Source organism: Blautia luti, assembly GCF_013304735.1.
GTDB lineage: Bacteria > Bacillota > Clostridia > Lachnospirales > Lachnospiraceae > Blautia_A.
In genome coordinates this window covers 1-19,614 of record NZ_JAAITI010000052.1, presented here as the reverse complement: position 1 = coordinate 19,614, position 19,614 = coordinate 1, and the positions used below count along the sequence as shown (strand labels likewise).

Below are 19,614 nucleotides of genomic sequence, written 5' to 3'. Positions count from 1 at the left end.
AACCCCCTTGAAGACGACGAGGTAGATAGGGCAGAGGTGGAAGTGTGGTAACACATGGAGCTGACTGTTACTAATCGGGTGAGGGCTTGACCAACTAGCCGAGGAAGCGGGCAGGAAACAGCAGGAATGAATCGGAACAAGCTTGCTTGTGGAGAGGCATTCATGATGATTTCTGGACATTTGCGAAGCAAATGACATCGAACGACGGAGTCGTGAGATGACCACCGCTGGAGTAGCCTACAAAACAGGCGATGCAGCTTTAGCTGCGAGCCCGTGAAAAAAAGGCAAATCGGCACGCAGGTTAAAATTGATTCAAAACGATTAACCATCAACAAACATGTATGTAGTTTTGAGAGTACAATGTAAGAGAATTTGTGGCCAACAGCCACTTTTTCTTGTATATAGGGGATTGGTCAAATGGTATGATAGGGGTCTCCAAAACCTTTGGTGGGAGTTCGATTCTCTCATCCCCTGCTATGATAGAAAGCTGGAAAGTCTTGTTAAATCAAGATTTTTCAGCTTTTTTGTTTTATCAGAGAATATTAATACGAAACTGGACGGCAGGAACCGTGTATGTTATATTGATTTTATAAAAATAACAGTACATAACGAAAGAAAAACAGGTGAACGATGAAAACAAAAGCAAAAAAAGTCATAAAGATCACAGGAATTATTTTGCTGGCACTTGTTATTGTGCTGGCGGCGTATATTATTTATCTTTATGCAAGTTATCACAGGATTCCTGATAATCAGGAGCTTCAGGTGGAAGAAATCTCCCAAAACACAGAAGCAGGAAATGAGCTGACAACAGAGAAAAATTACTCCGCACTTACATATAATATTGGATTCGGAGCTTATACGCCGGATTTCAGTTTCTTCATGGATGGTGGAAAATCTTCCTGGGCTAAGAGTAAGGACAGCGTAAAGGAAACGATTAAAGGTGCCGGTGAGTTGGTTGCGTCCAAAGATCCGGATTTTGCGCTGGTCCAGGAGATCGATCTGGATGCTACCAGAAGTTATCATGTGAATGAGTATTCTATATTGAAGGAAAACATCCCGGCTTATAACTGCGTATTTGCACAGAATTATGATTCCGCGTTTCTGTTTTATCCGTTTACACAGCCTCATGGAAAAAGCAAAGCCGGACTTGCCCTGTTTTCGAAATATCCGATTACGGGATCTATGAGAAGAAGTTTTCCAATTTCGACGTCTTTTACGAAATTTTTTGACCTGGACAGATGTTACAGTATTTCCAGAGTGCCGGTAGATAACGGAAAAGAGCTGGTGATCTTTGAACTGCATATGTCTGCTTACGGAAACAGTGATGCCATTCGGGAAGGCCAGATCCGGATGCTCAGTGAAGATATGCAGAAGGAATATGAAGCTGGAAATTATGTGATCTGTGGTGGGGATTTCAACCATGATCTGAAGGCTGCGGATACACAGTTGAAAGCATCCGATGCAGACAACAATACCCAGACAGGTTCCGAAGATTCTGCAGAACCCGAATCCTGGGCTTACCCATTTCCACGTTCAGAACTCCCGGAGCATTTTTCCTTCTGCCTGGATCAGCTGTCTGAAGATGAAAAAAACAATCTCTGGAACAGTGCCCGCAACGCAGATATGGAATATGTACCCGGTGAGACCTATACCGTGACGCTGGACGGATTTATCATTTCCGATAATGTGGAATGTACAAAATACGAAAATGTAAATACCGGCTATTCCTATTCAGACCACGATCCTGTATATATGGAATTTCAGTTGAAAAAATAAAAAATGACAGTAAATATTTTTATTCCAGATAACCGAAACTGCAAAGCAATTATTCGCAGCTCATTGACTTTCCCGGGAAAAAGGCTTAAATTAGATGAGAAAAATAATCATATATTGCAAATAAGGAATGGAGGCTTTTTAAAATGTCTGGAGTAGCGGAGGACAGTCATTTGCAAAGTAACAAAAAATTACCGGTGATCAGAGGAGAACTGGCTCTGGTAATCGTGATTCTGATCAACAGCCTGGGAGTAGTGCTTATGCTTTATTCCGGGTCGGGCATTTCGGCGATATCGAGTGTGCCCTATGCTTTTTCGGAAGTATTTCCACATGTTACACTTGGAACCTGGACGTATATTTTTCAGGGACTTCTGATTTTATCACTGATGATCATGCGGAAGAGATTCGTGGTACCGTATTTATTCAGTTTTGTTGTGGGATTTGCATTCAGTGAGATGCTGGATCTTTATGAAGCGGAGATCAATATACTGCCGACGGCAATGGGATTCAGAGTGCTTTATTTTGTGATCAGTTATCTTCTGATCTGTTTTGGAATTGCTCTTTCCAACCGGTGCGGTCTGCCGATCATCCCAACCGATCTGTTTCCGAGAGAACTTTCGGATATCACGAAATTCAAATATTCCAAAATTAAGGTCAGCTTCGATGTTACCTGCCTTGCAGTAACCGGATTTATGACAGGAATTATCCTTGGTCATCTGGACGGACTTGGGATCGGAACGATCCTTGCGGCTTTTACCATGGGAAAAGTGATCGGATTAATAGGGGACGAGTTGGATCGTCATGTGAGATTTGAGTCTTTTCTGACGAAGAAAGCATAATAATAAAACAGAAAAAAGGTCTGAATTTCAGCTTCCATAAAACAAATGGAAGCCGGAATTCAGGCTTTTTTTATATGTACCATCCTGTTTTAGCTATATCCGCCCACAAAATTGCTCGAATTATATATTTTTTTGTGAAAAACACCAAAAAACACTCGACTTTACGCTACGTTAATGCTATACTTATACAGCTGTTTAAAGCTTTAAAGTGAAAAATAAAAGTAAAAATACAGGAAAGAAGATAGAAAATGAAAATCGTTGTATGTATGAAACAGGTACCGGCGACTTCCAAGGTTGATATTGATCCGGAAACCGGTGCCATGAAACGTATGTCCGGTGAGACAAGAACAAATCCATATGACCTGTTTGCGCTGGAAACAGCCCTTGCGATCCGGGAAAAAACAGGCGGAACGGTAACCGTTCTGACCATGGGACCGCCACAGGCGGAAGAGATGATCCGGGATGCCTACACCATGGGTGCAGACGAAGGCGTGATCCTTTCAGACCGGAAATTTGCAGGAGCGGATGTACTGGCAACTTCCTATGCACTGGCACAGGGAATCCAGGTGATCGGTGGAGCAGATCTGATTATCTGCGGAAGACAGACCACAGATGGCGATACTGCCCAGGTAGGACCGGCTATTGCAGAACATCTGACCATTCCACACGCTGCATGGGTAGCAGAGATCATGGATGTCAATGAAAAAAGCATTCAGGTCCGTCAGGATCTTGTAAGTATTTCTCAGGTTTCCGAGATCCCCTATCCATGTCTGCTGACTATTGACAAGGATACCTGCGTGCCACGTCTGCCGTCCTACTTATTAAAGAAAGCAACTGCAGACCGTCCGGTACGGATCTTAAGCTTTGAAGATATGCCGGATCAGGATCTGAGCCGTTACGGACTGATCGGTTCCCCCACCTCTGTAGAAAAAATGTTTGCGCCGGAGGAAAGCGAAAAACAGGTTTATCTGGAAGGAACTGCAAAGGAAAAAGCAGACAAGCTTGTTGCTCTTCTGACCGGAAAGAAGATCATATAGGGGGAAGCGGAACATGGAATTTTTAAAATTTGATATAAACAAATGCGTGCTCTGCGGAGTATGCGTGGAAAAATGTCCTTTTGGAGCCCTTACCATAGAGGGAAAAGGAATTGTTGTAGGTGATGCCTGTCGTATGTGCGGACTTTGCGTTCGTAACTGCCCGGAAAAAGCAATCCAGTTTGAGCAGAAGGCGAAATCTTTTGACAAGGATAAATGGAAAAACTTTCTTATTTATGTGGAGCAGGAGAGAGGCGAGATCCATCCGGTTACATTCGAACTGATCGGAGAGGCAAGAAAAATGGCAGTCAAAGTCGGTTATCAGGTCAACTGTGTGATCGTCGGAGGCGCAGGAACAAAAGAAAACGCAGAGAAACTTCTCCCATATGGCGTAGACAATGTGTATGTGTATGAGCACGAAGGTTTTGAAGGTTTCCGCGCAGACTGTTACACGGATGCAGTTGCAGACTGTATTGCAGCCAACAAACCAAGTTCTGTTCTGATCGGAGCCACTGCTCTGGGACGTTCCCTTGCACCGAGACTTTCCACCAGATTCCATACAGGACTGACTGCAGACTGTACCACACTGGATATCCGTTCCAATACCGATATGATTCAGATCCGCCCGGCTTTTGGCGGAAATATCATGGCGCAGATCGGAATCACCAAATCAAGACCGCAGTTTGCCACTGTCCGTTATAAAGTTATGGATAAGGCAGAAAAGGTAAAAGATCCTCACGGACAGGTAGTTGTATGTCCGGTAAATGAAAAGATGGCAGATTCCAGGATCAAAATTCTTTCATCCAAAGTTATTGATAAGGTAAAGAGCCTTGAGGAAGAGGATGTTCTGGTTGTTGCAGGCCGTGGCGTCCGGAACGAAAAAGACGTGGAAATGTGCCGGGAACTGGCAGAAGCCCTTGGAGGCCAGCTTGCTTTTACCCGTCCGATGGTAGAAAATGGATTCGGAGATGTTGCCCATCAGATCGGACTTTCTGGAAGAACCGTCCGTCCGAAGCTGATTATCACCTGTGGTGTATCCGGAGCCATCCAGTTTACTTCCTGTATGACAGGATCAGACTGTATCGTAGCGATCAATAATGATCCGGAAGCACAGATCTTTAATGTTGCGGATTACTGTATTGTAGATGATCTGTATCAGGTTGTGCCGGAGCTGACAGAACTGATCAGGAATCGGAAGGAGGATTAAGTCATGGCATATCCATATAAAAAAATGACATCAGAAGATTTTGACTACATCCGTTCTGTGACTGCTTCAGATCGTGTATGGGTCGGCGATGAGATCGCAAAAGAATATTACCGTGATGAGATGCCGGAGTACGGAGTTTTTCCTCCGGAACTCTATGTGGAGGTTCTGAATAAAGAAGAGATCTCTGCCATCATGGCTTACGCATACAAAGAAAATATTCCGGTTGTATGCCGTGGAGCAGGAACCGGACTGGCAGGTGGAGCTACTTGTAAATATGGCGGAATCATGCTGTCCGTCATGAGAATGAACAAGATTTTTCCAATTGACAGAAAGAACCAGACCATCACAGCTGAGCCGGGAGCACTTCTTATCGATATTCAGGCGGCAGCAGCGGCAGGCGGACTTTTTTACCCACCGGATCCGGGCGAAAAAACAGCTTCCATCGGCGGCAATGTTATCACAAATGCTGGTGGTATGAAAGCGGTACGATATGGACTGACCAGGGATTTCGTCCGCTGTATCGAGGCAGTTATGCCGGATGGTTCCATCATGAATTTTTCATCCAACGTTGTGAAGAACACAACGGGATATGATGTAAAAGATCTGGTGATCGGCTCAGAGGGAACCTTATGTATCCTGACTCAGGTAACGCTGAAGCTTCTTCCCGCACCGACCTGCACCTGTACTCTTGTAATGCCGTTCAGGAGTCTTGAGGAATGTGCAGACATGGTCCCGAAGGTTCTGGAGCTGCCGTTTGTGCCAACAGCCATCGAGTTTCTGGAAAGAGAACTGATCGATATCGTAGAACGTAATCTGAACAAAATGTTCCCAGTAAAACAAGGAGAAGCAGTGCTGATCGTTATGTATGATGCTTCCAGTAAGCAGGAACTTGACAACGCAGTAGAGGCAGCAGCGGAAGCAGCTCTGGCAAACGGAGCCCTGGACTGCTGTATCGCAGGAACGCCGGAGCGTGCCGGAGCCGTATGGAGTGTCCGGGGCGGGATCCTGGAAGGAATGAAAGCAGATTCTGTCGCACAGGAGGAGTGTGACGTGGTTGTTCCGCGTGCAAGGATCGCAGAGTATGTAAAAGCAGCCAAAAAGATTGCAAGTGCACATGGTATCCGTGTAGAGCCCTGCGGACATTGCGGAGACGGAAACATCCATACAGAGATGCTCCGTGGACCGGAAATGAGTGACCAGGAGTGGAAGGAAGCCACTCACGCAAGTCTGGTAGAGCTGTATGCACTGTCCAAGGAACTGGGCGGACAGCTTTCCGGTGAGCATGGCATCGGAAACGGACGTCTGGAATTTCTGGAAGAATTTGCGGGACCGAGAATGATCGCTCTTTATAAAGCCATCAAACTGGCTTTCGATGATAAACTGATCCTGAATCCGGGAAAAGTCATCGAATATAATAAATAAAAAATGGGGGAAAGAGAGATGAGTCAGAATAAATCATTACAAAGTAAAATGCCTCTGGCTATGGGACTTGCGTTCGTCGCATTTACCACACAGTTCGGAGGCGGATTCGCATCAGGAGCGCAGATCTATCAGTACTTTATCAACTACGGTATCTGGTGTCTGATCCTGCCGGCAGTGACACAGGGATTGTATGCATTGTTTTTCTGGTATGGAATGCGCTATGCTTATAAACACAAAACCTACGATTACAGAAGCTTTTCCGACAGTCTTTACGGAAAAACGAAACCGGTTATGTCCAATCTCTATGAGATCTGTTACCTGATCATGATCGGAACTGCATCTGCAGCAGCCTTTGCAACCGGCGGTTCCACACTGCAGACACTGTTCGGGATCCCATACTGGCTCTGTACACTGATCATTGCAGCATTTATCTTTGTGATCGCGCTTTTCGGAACCAATGTTGTAAGAAAATGTGCTTCTACCTTAAGTGTGCTGATCATCATCGGTCTTGTACTGGTACTTGTTCCGAATATCATTGCACAGTGGGGAGATATCACAGCTTCCATCCATACTATGTCTTCCGGAGAAATGACTGTACTTTCCTCCGAGAGCGGAGCCTTTGGACCGGCGCTCTATTCAGCAGTCCTTTATTTCTTCTTCCAGCTGGCATCTGTTTCTGTTATGTACCAGCACATGGAGGATGTAACGGACGAAAAACAGATCAACAAAGCAGCGATCTGGATGTTTGTATGCAATTTCTGTGCAATGGAGCTTTCCATCCTCGGACTTCTTGCCATTGCATATGTAAATGAACTGGCATCTGCATCGGTACCGATGCTGGTACTGGTCCAGAACGGTGTAGGCGCCGGTATCCTGACACCGATCATTTCTCTGCTGATCATCCTTGGAGCTATCTCCACAGCAGTAAATATGATCTCCGGTATTGTGACCCGCTGTGTAAATGCAGTGGAGCGCCGTATGGACAGCTCGGCGAAAAAAGCGCAGGGACACCTTGGAAGAAATGCAGTTTTTACAGCGATCTTTACATTCCTGGCATTTGCCATTGCACAGTTCGGTCTGATGACAGTTGTTAAAAAGGGATATGCATACCTTGGATATGCGGCGTTTATTACATTGTTTGTACCGTTTGTTGTACATGCCGTTGCGACAAAGGGAAAAGAGATCTGAAGAATAAAAAGCTGAACAGAAAATCCCCCGTTGATCCGTATGGCAGGATCATCAGGGGATTTTGTCAAAGTTCACAAAAATATTATAAATATTTTATTAAATATTCCAGATAGACAACATATATTTTTTCTGATATTATTACGTACAGTTATTAAATAGTTACGAATCAGAAGGATTGTTACTGAAATATTGATTTATCGTCAGGCAAGACCTTATAGTAGTATAGGAATAGGTTTTCTATATACTGTAATGGTCTTTTTTTATTTGTTTGGCAGCGGGGGAACAGGACTATGGTTATCCATAAGATTTTGAATAATAATCTGATACTGTCCAGGGATGGACAGGGACATGAAGTTATTGTAAAGGGCTGCGGAATTGCCTTTCAGAAAAAGAAAGGACAGCAAGTGGAGGAGTCCAGGATCGAGAAGATCTTTACTGCGGAAAATGCCCAGATCAGCAAGGAGATACAGGGTTATCTGACTGCTATTCCGGAAAAATATCTGGATTTTGTGGAAGCTTTTGTAAATGATGTGAAGGAAAAAGAGGGGATGAAATTAAATGACAGTATTTATTTTTCCCTTAGCGACCATATCATGGGTGCGATCTCCAGACTTGAAAACGGGATCCGCCTTCAGAATATGCTGCTTCTGGATATCAAGCAGCTTTATCATAAGGAATATGAGATCGGCTTGGAATTACTGAAAAAGGTAAATGAGATGTTTGAGGTAGATCTTTCTGCAGATGAAGCAGGATTTTTTGCATTGCATTTTGTGAATGCGGAAGATGGCGGCAAGACGGACAGCTATCAGATTTCCATTATCGTACATCAGATCCTGGACATCGTGGAGAAGTATTATGACAATATGGAATTTCAGGAGGATAATCTGTATTATCAGCGGTTTCTCACGCATTTGAAATATTTTGCCCAGAGATTCCTTCATAAAGAGCTTCACTATGATGAGAATCAGGAGCTTTTCAAGATCATCAAGGAGCAGTACAGAGAAGCTTACGGCTGTGTAAAAATGATCTATCTTATGATGGAAGAGGAATATAAATACGCTATGACTGAGGACGAAATGCTGTATCTGACGATTCATATCCAGAAGATCACAGAAGACCATAAACGTCTGAAAAATCTGTGAAAAGAGATTGTTTTATAAATTAGGTGTTAATGGATTGTTACTGAAATACGTGCCATGTGCGTATCTTTTCAGGCAAGACCTTTAATATAAATTTCAATATTTATTATTAAAGGAGGTCCCCAAATGAAAAAGGACTATGCAAAAACTGCAGACACACTGATTGCAGCGCTGGGCGGAAAAGATAATATCACCCGTCTGTTCCACTGCATGACAAGGCTTCGTTTCTATGTGAAAGACAGATCGAAGATCAACGAGAAAGAGATCTTAAAGCTTTCTGAGATCTCCGGCGTTAACTGGCATGAAGATCAGTTCCAGGTTATCGCAGGAAATGAAGTGAACGCTGTTTACAAGGCATTGGAGGACAAAGGTGTTCCTACCGATGATGCACCGGCAGCGAACTCTGACAGCTCAAAGAGTGTTGTTTCAAAAGTTATCGATGCCATCACCGGATGTATGACCCCGATGATCCCTGCCCTGACTGCAGCCGGTATGATCAAAGTTGTACTTACTCTGCTGACAACTTTTCATCTGGTATCAGAAACAAGCAGTACCTACCAGGTGATCAGTTTTATCGGAGATGTTACTTTCTACTTCATGCCGTTCCTGATCGCAGCAAATGCTGCCAAGGTTTTCCGCGTGAACCAGTCACTGGCGCTGTTTATTGCCGGTGTTTACTTAAGCCCTACCTTTGTAACTATGGTAGCCGGTGATGCGGCCATCACACTGTTTGGTCTGCCGATCACAAAAGCAACTTATTCTTATTCCGTTATTCCGGTTATCCTGATGGTATGGATCACACATTATATTGAGATTCTGGTTGATAAGATCACACCGAAAATGGTAAAATTGATCCTGAACCCGACACTGGTAATTCTGATCAGTGCACCGATCGCCCTGATCGTAGTTGGACCGCTCGGAACAATTATTGGTAACGGACTTGCGGTAGCCATCAACTTCCTGTCCGTAAAACTTGGTTTCATTATTGTAGGTATCCTTGCAGCAACCTTCCCGTTCATCGTTATGACTGGTATGCACCATGCGCTGACACCAATCGGACTGAATGCCATTGCAACCGGTGGTACCGATACACTGATCTTTGTATCTCAGGTATGCTCTAACCTTGCACAGTCCGGAGCTTCTCTTGCAGTAGCTGTAAGATCCAAGGACAGCAACATGAAACAGCTGGCAAGTGCAGCCGGTGTCTCCGCTCTTATGGGTATCACAGAGCCTGCTCTGTATGGTGTTACACTGAAACTGAAAAGACCGGTTGTAGCAGCTTCCATAGCAGCCGGAATCGGTGGTATCGTAGGAGGACTTCTTCAGGTTTCTCTTTACATTGCACAGAATTGTATCATGGCGATCCCGGCGTTTATCGGTGAGAAGGGATTAAGCAATCTGCTTTATGGAATCATTATGATCGTGGTATCTTTTGTAGCTGCTTTTGTTCTTACGCTTATCTTCGGATTTGAGGATGTAAAGGCTGAGACAGAGGATGAAGTACAGAACACAGATACAGAAAAACAGCCGGCACAGCAGAACGCTCCGCTTGTAGAGAAGATCGAGCTTTGTGCACCGGTAGCAGGAACTGTAAAAGCACTTTCCGATGTTCCGGATAAAACTTTTGCGGATAAGGTTTTAGGTGACGGAGCAGCAATCGTTCCATCAGAAGGAAAGGTTTATGCACCGGCAGATGGTACGGTGGCAAATATCATGGACAGCAAACATGGAATCATGTTTGTGACAGAAAGTGGAGCAGAAATTCTGATCCACATCGGACTTGATACTGTAAATTTAAATGGTAAATATTTTAAATCCCATGTTTCTGATGGAGATAAGGTAAAAAAAGGAAAGCTTCTTGTGGAATTCGATATGGATGCCATTAAGAAAGAAGGATATGATCTGATCACACCGGTTGTTGTGACCAATATTTCTGATTATATCAAAGCAGTATGCATGGAAAAAGAAGATGCAGCTGTAAATGCAGGAGATAAATTCCTGACTATTGTATAAGAATAACAACGAAACATCAGGCGGAGATAACAGATCCGCCTGATGTTTGTAAAAAGGAGAAAATTAAAATATGAAAAATTATAACCGTATGCCGGAAAACTTTCTCTGGGGCGGAGCAACCGCTGCAAACCAGTATGAAGGCGGTTGGGATGAGGATGGCAGAGGCCCGTCCATTGCAGATATCCTGACAGGAGGAAGTGTGGATAAGGAACGTCGTCTTACACCGCCGGCACCGTTACCGGAAGAATTTTATCCCAATCACCAGGCGACTGATTTTTATCATCACTGGAAAGAGGATATTGCTCTTTTTGCAGAGATGGGATTTAAGGTATATCGTTTTTCTATTTCTTGGTCCAGAGTGTTCCCAAATGGGGATGAGGAAACTCCAAATGAGGAAGGCCTTAAGTTTTACGACAATGTGATCGACGAACTGAGAAAATATAACATTGAGCCGCTGATAACGATCTCTCATTATGAGAATCCCCTTCATCTTTCTCTGGAGTATGGCGGATGGAAAAATCGTAAGATGATCGATTTCTATCTTCGATTTGCAAAGGTTTTATTTGAGAGATATAAAGGTAAGGTAAAATACTGGCTGACTTTTAATGAGATCAATATGCTGACGCAGGACTTTGGTGCGGTATTCTGTGCAGGAATGCTGGACCCGAAGGATGTATGTGAGCAGAGCCGTTATCAGGCAATGCATCACCAGCTGGTAGCAAGTGCACTTGCAGTTTCCATGGCTCATGAGATCGATCCGGAGTTTATGCTTGGCTGTATGCTTGCTTATCACAATGGTTATCCATATACCTGCCATCCGGATGATATCTTATATGCACAGCAGTTTGGGCAGATCCACAATTCCATTGCCGGTGATGTTCATGTAAGAGGATATTATCCGGGATTTGCAGCGAGATACTTTGAGGAGCACGGAATCCAGCTGGAGGTTCTTCAGGAGGATAAAGAGATCCTCAAGAAGGGTACGGTGGACTTTTTCACTATCAGCTATTATTCCAGTAGCTGTGTCAGCGTGACAAAGGACGGAGAGAAAACGGCCGGAAATGGAAGTGACAATCTGAAAAATCCATATCTGAAAGCTTCCGACTGGGGCTGGCAGATCGATGCAACTGGTCTTCGCTATGTTCTGAACCAGATCTATGACCGCTATCAGATTCCGATCATGATCGTGGAAAATGGTCTTGGGGCGGTGGATCAGCTGACAGAGGATGGAAAGATTCACGATGATTACCGTATTGAATATATGCGCCGCCATATAGAGCAGATGAAGGAAGCAATCCATGACGGAGTAGATCTGATCGGCTACACCTGCTGGGGCTGTACAGATCTTGTCAGTGCCTCCACTGGAGAATTCAAGAAGCGTTATGGGCTTATCTATGTAAATAAAAATGATGACGGGACCGGAGACTTTTCCAGAATCCGCAAAGATTCTTTTTACTGGTACAAAAAAGTGATTGAATCCTGCGGGGAAGAGCTTTAACTGAATCAACTGCGAAGCAGTTATCTGGTGTAGAATTATGTAGCGAATGCGGTTGCTTTTATCCGGTTGACGACAAAATCCTGGAGTATGACAATGTACTCCGGGATTTTTTTGGAAGGTTGACTTTTACACGGTAAAGTGTAATACTTATTGTAAGTGACGAATGTGAGGAGTGTTTTTATGCCGGATGAAAAAGTACTGCAGGTAGCGATACTTATATGGGGATGTGTATTTTGTGCCATAGCTGCAATATGTATATTTCTGAGCAGTAATTATGACAGGGAAAAGCGTCGGTATCTTATCCTGATGGAGAGTTTTGCTTCCATGTTATTGCTGATGGATGCCATGGCGCATATTTTCAGCGGATATCCCGGAGTTCCGGGCAGTGTGATGGTCCGTATTTCGAGTTTTCTCGTATTCCTTTTAAGTGACGTAGTCCTGCTGTGTTTTCACATTTATGTGTGTGTTTATCTGTTTTCGAAGAGGGAGCGGAGAACATTAAAAAGAGTAAAAGCCGGATATGTTATTGCTGCCGCAGGGGCTGTTTTTGTGGTGATCTCGCAGTTTACTCACTGGTATTATTACATAGATGTGGATAATTATTACCATCGGGCACCGTTATATATTATGTCAATTCTTCTTCCGGTAGCAGGTATGTTCATTGATCTTACACTTTTGCTCCAGTACAAAAAGAGAGTCAGCAGGAAACTCCTGTTCTCTATGCTGTCATGCATTGTACTTCCGGCAGTGGCGGCAGCTGTGCAGGCATTCAGGTATGGAATGTCGCTGATCGATTTTTCTGTTGGTATTTCCATGATCATTATGTTTATCGTGACGATGACGGAGCTGAATCAGGAAATGTATCAGCTGATAAGCAGAGAGGGCAAGATAAAGGAAAGACTTGAGATCGCAACGATACTGAATAAATGCATTGCTGAGCTGATATCAGGAGAAGATGAAGATGCGGCGATCTCCAATCTGCTGCGTATTATCAGTGGGTATTTTGACGGAGATCGCAGTTATATTGTTCAGATCGATGAAAAGAGGAATGTCTGTACAAATACCTATGAGTATGCCATGAACGGAGTGACTGCTGAGAAGGATAATCTTCAGGAGGTTCCCATGGAAATGCTGGATATCTGGATGGACAGCTTTCGGAAAAATGGCCTGTATTATATTCCGGATATTGAGGAGGAGCAGGGGCAGCCGTATTATGAGACTCTGAAGATGCAGGACATTACCAGGCTGCTGGCCGTTCCTTTAAACAGTGACGGAAAGATCATAGGATTTCTCGGGGTAGATAATCCGAGACTGCATTATGAGGATCATACGTTGCTGTCATCCATACAGTATTTTTTAACGGACAGCCTGAAAGCCAAGGAGCGTAAGGCGTGTCTGCAGTACATGAGTTACCGTGATATGCTGACGACCTTGTATAACAGGAACAGGTATATTCAGGTTCTGGAAGGCATGCAGGCAAAAACAGTGATAAAAACAGGCGTAGCATATATTGATATCAATGGTCTGAAACGGGTGAATGATCTTTACGGACATGAGGCCGGAGACAGGCTGATCATAAATACAGCGCGTTCCATGCTTGCGATTCTGCCGGAAAATGCTTACCGGGTAGGTGGCGATGAATTTGTACTTATCTGTTTTGACATGGATGAGAAGATTTTTCGGAGTAAGGTTCGGGATATCTGTGACAGCATTGCTGCCAAAAGGATCAGTGTTTCTGTTGGTGTTGTCTGGGAGGAAAGCTCTTCGGAGCTTGAGACGATGCTGAGAAGAGCAGATGATCTTATGTATGCGGAAAAAAAGAAATATTATGAAGAGCATGGAACGATGTGAAGGTATGCAGCAGAGTGTAAGAGGAGGTCAGAAGAAAATTCTGATAATGCTGTGCCCGGTATTTTTATACCGGGCATTTCGTTTGTGCTAAAAGAAATGCCGGAATAAAAATATCAGACGAAATTTTGAAAGATTTTCTGTAACGTTTTTGAGATCAGTGCGTCTTATAAGTGAGAAGGGAGGAAAGAGAAAAACCGATGAACATAGAGGAACTTTACCGGACATATTTTGACATTGTATATCGGTATATCCGTTCTATCTCACAGGATGGATCGCTGGCTGAGGAAGTGACACAGGAGACATTTTTTAAAGCTCTGGAAAAGATAGATCAGTTCCGGGGTGACTGTGATGTGCGGGTGTGGCTCTGCCAGATTGCAAAGAATACGTTGTACGACCATCTGAAAAAGCAGAAAAAGCAACTTCCCGGAGAGGAGCAGCCGGAAACAGCAGAAAGCCATGGCGGAGAGCTTCTGGAGGAAAAGCTGGCACAGCGGAGTCAGGCTATGGAGATCCACAAGGTTCTGCATAGACTTTCGGAACCGTACAAAGAAGTTTTTTCCCTGCGGACCTTCGGAGAGCTGACCTTCCGTGAGATTGGAATGCTTTTTGGAAAAAGTGAAAACTGGGCGCGGGTGACTTATTACCGTGCAAGAGTAAAGATCAGAGAGGAGCTGTAGCAATGAGGATCACATGTGATGTAATACAGGATCTGATGCCATCTTATGTGGACGGCATTTTAAGTGAAGACAGTCAGGCGTTGGTAAAAGAGCATATGGAAGCTTGTAAGGAATGCAGAAAAATGTTGGAGATCATGAAAGAGGAGCAGGGAAAAGAGCAGGCTCAAATAAGACCATCTGCAGCCTCCGGAGCACAACGCAGAGCTGGTGAAACGGAGAATATCGGAAGCGCAGCCGCGCTGAAAAAAATCCGGAAAAAATTAATAATACGCAGGGTGCTGACAGCAGCAGTGGCAGTTATCCTGACACTCATCGCTGCGGTAGCAGGCTACAACCACTGGTATTTCAACGAAAAATACATGACCCTGGAAAATAGCGGAATGTACGTAAAAAATAACAGTTTGTATTCTTCCAATAATCTCATCAACCGAATGAAAGTACAGTACACGGAAGATGGAAAAACAGAGTTTGTCTACGCCATTGACGCGCCATATGCAGGAACTCTGAAACTGAAAGGCGATGACATGCTGCTTCAGGATTTTTCCAAAAAGACAGAGGAAGTATCACCGGAAGACGACAGCACCCCGGAAACGGTAACAGAGGTTTATTATATGAGTGCGGAAGCCAGAAAGAAGAGCCTGAAATTAACAGAGCTGGAAGCGAAGGGAGATCTGGATGCAGCGGAGAAAATTGTGGATGAGATGAAACAGGAATCGAAGCTGATATGGTCGGAACAAGAGGATAGAAATACCGCATCGTCTATGTTAAAATAAAACCTGGACAGTACAGTGAAAAAGTTCTATAAAAATTCTGTGCTGTAGGCAAAAAAACAGACAGCAGTGAATTTACGTATTTACTGCCGAAGAACAGGGGGACATAAGATGTTATTTGTATGCTATCCAAAATGCAGTACCTGCAAAAAGGCTCAGAAATGGCTGGATGAGAGTGGCGCAGAATATACGTTGCGTGATATTAAGACGGACAATCCAACTGCAGAGGAACTGAAAGCCTGGTGGGAAAAAAGCGGTCTTCCGCTGAAGCGTTTCTTCAATACCAGTGGAAATATTTATAAAGAGATGAAACTGAAAGATAAACTTCCGGAGATGAGTGAGGAAGAGCAGCTTGCGCTTCTTGCAACAGACGGGATGCTTGTGAAACGACCAATCCTTGTTGGGAAAGACAAGGTGCTGGTGGGCGCTAAAGAAAAAGAATGGGAAGAGTATCTGAAATCATGAAAAAGAAACTGAATTATGCGGATATCGTTAAGGAAACCGTGATCCTCACCGTAGCAGTGGCGATCATCGCAGCGGCGGTATATTTTTTCCTAGTGCCAAGCCATACGTCGGTCAGCAGTATTTCCGGTCTTGGAATCGTGCTTTCCAACTTTGTGCCGCTGCAGCTGTCGGCGATTACCATGATCCTGAATGTGGTATTGCTGATTATTGGATTTTTTACCTGTGGAAGAGAGTTTGGAGTTAAGACGGTTTATACCAGTGTAATGCTGCCGTTGTTTCTGGGATTGTTTGAGATCATTTTTCCAAATTTCGGTTCCATGACAGACAGCCAGGAACTGGATGTTCTGTGTTATATTCTGGTAGTGAGTGTGGGACTTAGCATTCTTTTTAACCGGAATGCATCCTCAGGCGGACTAGATATCGTGGCGAAGATCATGAATAAGTATCTCCACATGGAACTTGGAAAAGCCATGTCTCTTTCCGGTATGTGCGTGGCACTTTCCGCGGCGCTTGTGTATGATAAAAAGACGGTGGTCTTAAGTATTCTGGGAACGTATTTTAACGGAATCGTTCTGGATCATTTTATTTTTGACAATAATATCAAGCGGCGTGTCTGCATCATCACGAAAAAGGAAGAGGAGCTGAGGCAGTTTATCATTCACGACCTGCACAGCGGAGCCACGATCTATGAGGCCATCGGAGCCTATAACATGGAAAAACGCCGTGAGATCATCACCATCGTAGATAAAGGTGAATATCAGAAGCTGATGAAGTTTATAAACCAGGAGGACCCGAAAGCGTTTATTACGGTTTATAATGTATCGAATATGCGGTATCAGCCGAAGAAATAAGAATATTTTGCTGGAATAAAAAAATCCCGGGACAAAACGCCCGGGAATTTTTTGGCCATATTTTACAGGAAAATATATTTCAGGATAAACAGCACTGCCAGTACATACATCAGAGCGCTGATCTTCTTTTCTTTTGCCTTACCTGTGATCAGGTTGATGGCTACGTATGTGATAATTCCCATGGAGATACCTTCGGAAATGCTGTAGAAGAACGGCATTGCGATGATACATACATAACATGGGATTGCCTCGGACATATCGCTGAAATCAATGCTGATAACATTGCTGAGCATGTACAGACCGACGATCACCAGAGCCGGAGCTGTGGCAAAGGACGGGATTGCCAGGAAGATCGGAGACAGGAACAGGGACAGGCCAAATAAGATGGCAGTTGTCACTGCGGTAAGTCCGGTTCTTCCGCCTTCGGATACACCGGAAGCACTTTCTACGAAGGTAGTGGTTGTGGATGTACCAAGAACTGCACCGGCAGTTGTTGCAACTGCATCTGCAAGAAGTGCGCCCTTGATGTTAGGAAGCTTGCCATTTTCATCCAGCATGCCTGCTTTAGAAGAGACACCAACGAGAGTTCCAAGAGTATCAAAAAGATCTACAAATAAAAATGCAAACAGGATAACAAGGAAATCCAGTGAAAAAACTCCGTCAAACTGCAGCTTCGCAAAGATCGGAGCAAGACTCGGGATAGAGAGTCCGTTGCTGAAATCCGGGAGCAGGCTGTAGAAGCCGATTTCCGGGTTCGGAACATAAAGTCCGGCGAACTGACAGATGATTCCAAGTCCCCATGTGATCAGGATACCCCAGAGGATGTTTCCCTTTACATTCTTAACAACCAGGATACCGGTTACGATGATACCGATCAGAGCCAGGATAACGGTGATCCCCACATTGTTGAAGGAAGCCTCTACACCCTTGGCTGCGTTGTAGCCATCTACAGAGAAAAGCTGCAGCAGAGTGGAGCCGCCGATCACGATATTGGCATTCTGTAATCCTACAAATGCAATAAAAAGACCGATACCAACACTGACTGCGGATTTCAGGTTCAGAGGGATCGCATTAAAGATCGCTTCACGTACATTGGTAAGTGAAAGAACGATAAATACGATACCTTCTGTAAAAACTGCAGTCAGTGCATACTGCCAGCTGTATCCCATACCGATAACAACTGTATAGGCAAAGTATGCGTTCAGACCCATTCCGGGTGCCAGTGCGAACGGGTAGTTGGCGAAGATCGCCATCAGCAGCGTTCCCAGGAAGGCTGCCAGTGCGGTAGCTGTGAATACAGCTCCGGAATCCATGCCGGTTGCGGACAGGATGTTCGGGTTAACTGCCAGGATATAGGCCATTGTCATGAAGGTGGTGATACCTGCCAGAACCTCAGTTTTGGCGTCCGTTTTATTTGCGGACAGCTTGAAGATTTTTTCTAACATATTTCTTTCCCTTTCTTAAATATGTTTTTGGACAACATGTCTATTTTATCATATAAAAATTTCGTATGCAATCATTAGTGCTTAACAGATATTGTTATGTAAGGTAATTTTTTGCAAAATACTTTTACAAGCAGGTAATTTGTGTGTAAAATACAGAAAAGAGAGTATTCGATTTACAGACGGGTTTATTCTGCAATGAAAGGGGGATGGATAATGTCTGAGAAAAAACTGCGGAACATTACAGATGTGCTCTGTTTTCTGATGATCCTTGGGTACGTGATGTATCTTGTAGCCACCTGGGGAAATCTGCCGGAGAGGGTGCCAATCCATTTTAATGCGCATGGGATCCCGGACCGGTATGGGAAGAAGGGCAGCCTTCTTCTGGAGCCGATTTTGGGGCTGCTGATCTTGGCACTTCTGATGTTCTGTCAGAGATTTCCACAGTGGTGGAATTATCCGGTTGAGGTGACAGAGGAAAACAGAGAGCATATCTTTGAAATCGCGTCAAAAATGATGTCTGTGATCAAACTGTTATCCATTGGAGTATGTCTTGATGCCGGGATCAGCGGGAATCTGGGAACGGCACCTATGTGGCCGGTGTGGATACTGATCACAGGGATTTTCGTGACATTGATCCTGGGGATCCGGGGGATATATAAGGCTGGTAAAGAAACTGGCATGGATGAGGATGATAAATCGTGAAGCGGTTGCGTTTGTGATCATGCAGAAGAGTGGAAGGGAAATGTTCGATTTATTGTACTGAATATGGATGGAACCAGCGAAAGCGGATCGCGAATATCCGCTTGGCGAAATTATAATAAAAACAGGAAAGGAATCTCAGGAGGATATGGCAGATACAAGAACAGATGAGCTTTACAGAGCGCTTCAGGATAAGGGCTATCCCGATGAGCTGTGCCGGGAAATCGCCTATAAACATATGAATACCGATTACACAGCTACACGGATGCTGGGGTATTTATACAGGGTGACAAGTCCCAGAGTGGAGGATGTGATCGATGAGATGCTGGCGATCTTAAGTGATAGGGAAGCCATCGTCCGGAAGAAAGAGCTGGAGCACGCCCAGGCTACGATCAACAGCGTGTATCGGGAGGGTTTGTAACGGAAATCCCGGAGCTTTGCCAGTGCTGGCGGATCAGAAGCTTCATCCTTTAAGGAAAATCAGGAGATCATGGCTCTGGAGCATCATCTCCTTCCGCAGAAATTCATCATTGATAACTACATCAATATGAACGCACACTTTAATTTTATCCGTTTCTTTTAAACAGTATTGTTATTACGGTAGTGATTACTCTGATCGTAATTTATGCAAGTAATTGAAGATGGACAAAATAGTAATTGTATTAACTGATAAACCATAGTATAATACAAATATGAACACAACATATAAATCAAACAACAATGTCGTCTATTCCTGTAAATAC

At 44.2% G+C, this 19,614-nt stretch carries 17 protein-coding genes, 1 tRNA gene and 1 rRNA gene; 18 read left to right on the top strand and 1 reads right to left on the bottom strand.

The genetic code is table 11. The features are described 5' to 3' along the window. The 16 genes from G5B06_RS18815 to G5B06_RS17150 all read left to right on the top strand — a co-directional run. Positions 1-94: ribosomal RNA gene (locus tag G5B06_RS18815) — 23S ribosomal RNA — on the top strand; the annotation flags it as partial. Positions 95-403: 309 nt separating this feature from the next. Then, positions 404-474 (top strand) — tRNA-Trp (locus tag G5B06_RS17220). Between the two features lie 156 nt (positions 475-630). Continuing rightward, the gene (locus G5B06_RS17215) at positions 631-1,776 is read left to right on the top strand and encodes an endonuclease/exonuclease/phosphatase family protein (RefSeq protein ID WP_173772617.1); all 1,146 of its coding nucleotides are present in this window, start codon (positions 631-633) and stop codon (positions 1,774-1,776) included. Positions 1,777-1,919: 143 nt separating this feature from the next. After that, positions 1,920-2,612: a DUF6198 family protein gene (locus tag G5B06_RS17210; RefSeq protein ID WP_148446353.1), complete on the top strand. Its 693-nt coding sequence runs from the start codon at positions 1,920-1,922 to the stop codon at positions 2,610-2,612. A 248-nt stretch (positions 2,613-2,860) separates the two neighbouring features. Continuing rightward, positions 2,861-3,649, top strand: a complete 789-nt coding sequence (locus G5B06_RS17205) for an electron transfer flavoprotein subunit beta/FixA family protein (protein ID WP_173772615.1) — start codon at positions 2,861-2,863, stop codon at positions 3,647-3,649. A 13-nt stretch (positions 3,650-3,662) separates the two neighbouring features. Further along, positions 3,663-4,853, top strand: coding sequence for an electron transfer flavoprotein subunit alpha (locus tag G5B06_RS17200; RefSeq protein ID WP_118061709.1), 1,191 nt, complete (start codon positions 3,663-3,665; stop codon positions 4,851-4,853). A gap of 3 nt (positions 4,854-4,856) precedes the next feature. Then, positions 4,857-6,275, top strand: a complete 1,419-nt coding sequence (locus G5B06_RS17195) for an FAD-binding oxidoreductase (RefSeq protein WP_173772613.1) — start codon at positions 4,857-4,859, stop codon at positions 6,273-6,275. 18 nt (positions 6,276-6,293) lie between these two features. Beyond that, the gene (locus tag G5B06_RS17190) at positions 6,294-7,463 is read left to right on the top strand and encodes a hypothetical protein (protein WP_173772605.1); all 1,170 of its coding nucleotides are present in this window, start codon (positions 6,294-6,296) and stop codon (positions 7,461-7,463) included. 290 nt (positions 7,464-7,753) lie between these two features. Further along, positions 7,754-8,605, top strand: coding sequence for a BglG family transcription antiterminator LicT (gene licT, locus G5B06_RS17185; protein ID WP_015526343.1), 852 nt, complete (start codon positions 7,754-7,756; stop codon positions 8,603-8,605). 123 nt (positions 8,606-8,728) lie between these two features. Continuing rightward, on the top strand, positions 8,729-10,615 hold the full coding sequence (locus G5B06_RS17180) for a beta-glucoside-specific PTS transporter subunit IIABC (RefSeq protein ID WP_118752660.1): 1,887 nt from the start codon (positions 8,729-8,731) through the stop codon (positions 10,613-10,615). A gap of 70 nt (positions 10,616-10,685) precedes the next feature. After that, entirely contained in the window at positions 10,686-12,113 is a 1,428-nt protein-coding gene (locus tag G5B06_RS17175) for a glycoside hydrolase family 1 protein (RefSeq protein ID WP_059086639.1), read from the top strand. Between the two features lie 180 nt (positions 12,114-12,293). Continuing rightward, entirely contained in the window at positions 12,294-13,964 is a 1,671-nt protein-coding gene (locus G5B06_RS17170; protein ID WP_173772603.1) for a diguanylate cyclase, read from the top strand. Positions 13,965-14,161: 197 nt separating this feature from the next. Beyond that, positions 14,162-14,641 carry an RNA polymerase sigma factor gene (locus tag G5B06_RS17165; protein ID WP_173772596.1) on the top strand — a complete coding sequence of 160 codons (480 nt, stop codon included), beginning with the start codon at positions 14,162-14,164 and terminating at the stop codon, positions 14,639-14,641. Positions 14,642-14,643: 2 nt separating this feature from the next. Next, complete coding sequence (locus tag G5B06_RS17160) at positions 14,644-15,414, top strand: zf-HC2 domain-containing protein (protein WP_173772594.1); 771 nt, start codon at positions 14,644-14,646, stop codon at positions 15,412-15,414. 108 nt (positions 15,415-15,522) lie between these two features. Further along, complete coding sequence (locus G5B06_RS17155) at positions 15,523-15,876, top strand: arsenate reductase family protein (RefSeq protein WP_015526336.1); 354 nt, start codon at positions 15,523-15,525, stop codon at positions 15,874-15,876. After that, positions 15,873-16,727, top strand: a complete 855-nt coding sequence (locus tag G5B06_RS17150; RefSeq protein ID WP_015526335.1) for a YitT family protein — start codon at positions 15,873-15,875, stop codon at positions 16,725-16,727. The genes G5B06_RS17155 and G5B06_RS17150 overlap by 4 nt, the downstream gene beginning before the upstream one ends. A gap of 62 nt (positions 16,728-16,789) precedes the next feature. Here G5B06_RS17150 and G5B06_RS17145 read toward each other — a convergent pair whose 3' ends face one another. Next, complete coding sequence (locus G5B06_RS17145) at positions 16,790-18,172, bottom strand: NCS2 family permease (protein WP_173772593.1); 1,383 nt, start codon at positions 18,170-18,172, stop codon at positions 16,790-16,792. 213 nt (positions 18,173-18,385) lie between these two features. Here G5B06_RS17145 and G5B06_RS17140 point away from each other — a divergent pair, with 213 nt between their 5' ends. Continuing rightward, entirely contained in the window at positions 18,386-18,874 is a 489-nt protein-coding gene (locus G5B06_RS17140) for a DUF1648 domain-containing protein (protein WP_059086644.1), read from the top strand. Between the two features lie 145 nt (positions 18,875-19,019). Next, complete coding sequence (locus G5B06_RS17135) at positions 19,020-19,292, top strand: hypothetical protein (RefSeq protein WP_059086966.1); 273 nt, start codon at positions 19,020-19,022, stop codon at positions 19,290-19,292. Positions 19,293-19,614: the final 322 nt, after the last annotated feature.